The 4,137-nt window shown below is 70.0% G+C and carries 2 protein-coding genes; both read left to right on the top strand.

What is annotated here, in order from left to right; all coding sequences use genetic code 11:
• A partial coding sequence (locus tag ACIBIW_RS36705; RefSeq protein WP_399342881.1) for a condensation domain-containing protein occupies positions 1–2,967 on the top strand: 2,967 nt, incomplete at its 5' end.
• Positions 2,960–4,137, top strand: a 1,178-nt coding sequence (locus tag ACIBIW_RS36710) for an amino acid adenylation domain-containing protein (protein WP_399342883.1), incomplete at its 3' end; no start/stop codon positions are given. The genes ACIBIW_RS36705 and ACIBIW_RS36710, both read left to right, overlap by 8 nt.

The raw sequence follows: 4,137 nt of genomic DNA on the forward strand, positions 1-4,137 counted from the left end.
GTCATGGGTCCGGTGGAGCTGACGCCTGTTCAGCGGTGGTTCTTCGCGCAGGACTTCGCGGTCCCCCAGCACTTCAACCAGTCGGTACTCGTGGAGGTGGAGGACGGGATTGCCGGTGCGGACTGGGAGCGCGTCGTACGCCGCGTGCTGGAGCAGCACGACGGATTGCGCGCCCGGTTTGTTCAGGGCGCGGACGGCGCCTGGTCCTCGGAACTCCTCGGCGTACCGGAAGTACTTCCGTGGGAGGTGTGCGACCTCTCCGAGCACACGGAGGACCGACGCCAGGGATATGTGTCCGAGGTTGCGGGGCGGGTGCAGGCGGGCCTGAGTCTCGCGAATGGTCTGGTGTTCCGTGGGGTGTTGTTCACGGGGTGGGGTGACGGGCGCGATCGGCTGTTGTTGGTGGCGCACCATCTGGTGGTCGATGTGGTGTCGTGGCGGGTTTTGCTGGAGGACGTCGAGACGCTGACCGGGCAGGTGCGGCGCGGTGAGGAACTGGCGCTGCCCGCGAAATCCAGTTCCTGGCGGGAATGGGCGCGGCAGTTGGCCGCAGAGGCGTCGAGCGAGAAGACCGCCGCCGAGGTCCCGTACTGGCGCGAACAGGCGGAGACCGCCGGGACACTGCCCGTGGACGAATCCGCCGACGCGGAGGGAAGCCGGGTCGTCGAGGCGGTGTTGGGGGCCGAAGAGACACGGCGGTTGTTGCGTGATGTGCCCGCGGTTTTCAACACACGGGTGAACGACGTCTTGTTGACCGGGGTGGCGCGCGCGGTCGGCGTCTGGTGTGGGTCCGCATTTGTGCGGGTGGATGTCGAGGGGCACGGCCGCGAGGACTTGTTCGGCGATGTCGATGTGGCGCGCACGACGGGGTGGTTCACCACGATTTCGCCGCTGCGGCTGCCGGTTGCGGACGCGGACGGCCTTGGCGAGGGGCTGAAGCGGGTCAAGGAGGTGCTGCGGGAGCGGCCCAGGCAGGGAATCGGTTACGGGCTACTGGCCCATGGCCCCGTCGAGACGTCCCTGAGCGGCGCCGCGCCCGCGCAGGTCAGCTTCAACTACCTCGGCCAGTTCGACGACAGCTTCGCCGGAGGCTTCGCGGCCTCGTCGGGGCTGGCGGGGCCCGACTGGGCGGCGGAGAACCGGCGTCCGTATCCGCTCGACATCGTGTGCCATGTCCGGGACGGCGAACTGCACATGGAGTGGACGTACGACGGCGCGGTCCACGCGGAGGAGACTGTCCGAGGTGTCGCCATGGACACCCTGGACGCGCTGCGGGGCATCGGTGCGCAGGCGGTGCGCCCTGGCGCGGTGGGCTACAGCCCCTCCGACTTCCCCCTCGCGGAGCTGACACAGGAACGCGTCGACGCCCTGGTCGACTCCCTGCGCACACACCCCGTATGGCAGGCGGGCGGACTACGGCGCCCCCTGGAGGACTGCTACCCGCAGACCCCCGTACAGCAGGGCCTCTGGTTCCAGAGCCAGTACGCACAGGGCGAGGGCGTCTACCACGTACAGCTCGTCCTCGGGATCGACCAGGAACTCGACGTGGACGCGTTCCGGCGGAGCTGGTCGGAGGTCATGCGCCACCATCCGATCCTGCGCACCAGCTTCTGGACGACCGAGGGCAGCGAAGCCCTCCAACTGGTCTGGTCGGCGCCGCCGGTGCCGCTGGACGTCGTCGACTGGCGCGCGGAGGACGCCGAGGCGCGGCAGGGGCTGCTGGACACGTATCTCGCACAGGACCGGGCACGCGGGTTCGAGCCGCACGACGCACCGCAGTGGCGGATGCTGCTCGCCCGTACCGCGGAGGACTCGTATCAGCTCGTCTGGAGCGCGCACCACTCCATCCTGGACGGCTGGAGCATCAGCCTGATCCTGGGAGAAGCCGCCGCGCAGTACGGCGCGCTCGTCCAGGGCCGTCCCCTGGACCGGGCGCCTGGCCGCCCCTACCGGGACTACGTCTCCTGGCTCCAGCGGCAGGATCTCGCGCAGGCCGAGGAGTACTGGCGCGACACCCTCCAGGGCGTCGACGCGGCGTCGCCGCTCAGCATCGAGCGGCACCCGGGCGCCGGGGCCACGCCCGTGCGGCCGGGCGGGCAGGCCGAGTTCGTCTTCTCCTTCGACGACGAACTCACCGCACGCCTCCAGCGGATGGCACACGCCAACCGGCTCACCCTCAACACCGTGATGCAGGGCTGCTGGGCGCTGCTGCTCGGCCGCTACACCGGCGGCAACGACGTCGTCTTCGGCACGGTCGTGTCGGGCCGGCCCCCCGAGGTCGAGGGCGTCGAGCGCATGGTCGGCCTCTTCATCAACACGCTCCCGGTCCGCGTCGGCATACCCGACGACGGGACCGCGCTCGACTGGCTCACCGACCTCCAGGAGCGGAACCTGCGGATGCGGCAGTACGAGCACACCCCGCTCGGCGACATCCAGCGCTGGGCCGGACTGCCCGCGGGCACCCCCCTCTTCGAGAGCCTTTTCGTCTTCGAGAACTACCCGGTGGAGAAGGACGACAAGGCGGCGCTCCGCTTCGACCTCACCCGCTCGGAAGAGCGGATCGACTCGCCCCTCGGTGTCGTCGTCACCGTCCCCGACCGGCTCCACCTCCAGGTGCAGTACGACAGCGCCCGCTTCGAGCGGGAGGCGATCGAGCGGCTCGCCGGGCATCTGCGGAGCGTCTGCGGCCAGATCGCCGGGGACCCGGGGGCGCGGCTGAGCGGCATCAGCGTCCTCACAGAGGAGGAGCGCAGGCAGGTCCTCAAGCACGGCATGTCCGCGCCGCGGCAGACCGCCGCAGAGGCGGACCTCGATCTGTCGGCGCTCGCCGCGGGACTCGGCACCGCCGAGGAGCGAGAGCTTCTTGAACAGCTCGTCGCCGAAATCCAGGAAATGTCGCCCAGCGATCTTGAGGCACACATCCTCAAGGCTTCACCGGCTACCGAGACGAGTGAAAACCATGAGTGAACTGCTTCCCCGGTTCGAGAACCTGACGGCGGACCAGCAGGCGTTGCTGCGCCAAAAACTCCAGGAGATCAGGCGGCGGGCGGCGGAGCCGACGCCCTTCCACGAGCTGTTCGCCGCCCAGGCGGCCAAGTACCCGGACCGGGTGGCGGTCGCCTTCGGCGACGAGGAGGTGTCGTACGCGGCGCTCGACGGGCTGGCGAACCGGCTGGCCGCCGTGTTGCGCGGCCGCGGTGTGGGCCGGGGGTCGCTGGTCGGGCTGTGTGTGCCGCGGTCGGTGGAGATGGTCGTCGGGGTGCTCGCCGTGCTGAAGACCGGCGGGGCGTACGTGCCGCTCGACCCGGCTTACCCGCGGGAGCGGCTGGCGTACATGGTCGGGGACGCGGGGCTGCGCGTGGTGCTCGCGGCCAGGTCGTCGGTGGGGGTGCTGCCGGAGTCGGACGCGACGGTCCTCGTGGTGGAGGACGTCTGGACGGAGCTTGAGCGGTGGGACGACGCCCCGGTCGCCGCCGACATGACCTGCGACGACCTGGCGTACGTGATCTACACGTCGGGTTCCACGGGCCGGCCCAAGGGCGTGGCCGTCACCCACAGGGGCTTTCGCAACATCTCACGCTGGCAGCACGAGAACTTCGGGCTCGACACCCCTCAGCGGGTCCTTCAGGGCACCTCGCTGAGCTTCGACATCTCCGTGTGGGAGCTGTGCGCGGCGCTGCTGTCCGGCAGCACCCTCGTACTGCCGCCCCCCGAGCTGAAGCTGATCGGGAGCGAACTCACCGATCTGCTGCTGGAGAAGGGCGTCGAGAACATCAGCCTGACCCCGGCCGCGCTCTCGACGCTCCCCGAGGACTCGCTGCCCTTCCTGCGCTGTATCTCCGTCGGCGGCGAGGCGTGCCCGCTCGACCTCGCCCACACCTGGACCCCGGGGCGCAGGTTCTTCAACGGCTACGGCCCCTCGGAGGCCACCGTCGCGGTGAGCCTCGCCGAGTACGGGCCCGAGCTTGAGCGCGTCCACATCGGCCGCCCCATCGACGGCGCCCGGCTCTATGTGCTCGACTCCCGCCTCCAGCTCCAGCCGGTCGGTGTGGCGGGTGAGTTGTTCATTGGTGGGGTGGGTTTGGCGCGTGGGTATGTGGGGCGTCCTGATTTGACGGCTGAGGCGTTTGTGGCGAG

Source organism: Streptomyces sp. NPDC050560 (assembly GCF_044457285.1).
Lineage (GTDB): Bacteria > Actinomycetota > Actinomycetes > Streptomycetales > Streptomycetaceae > Streptomyces.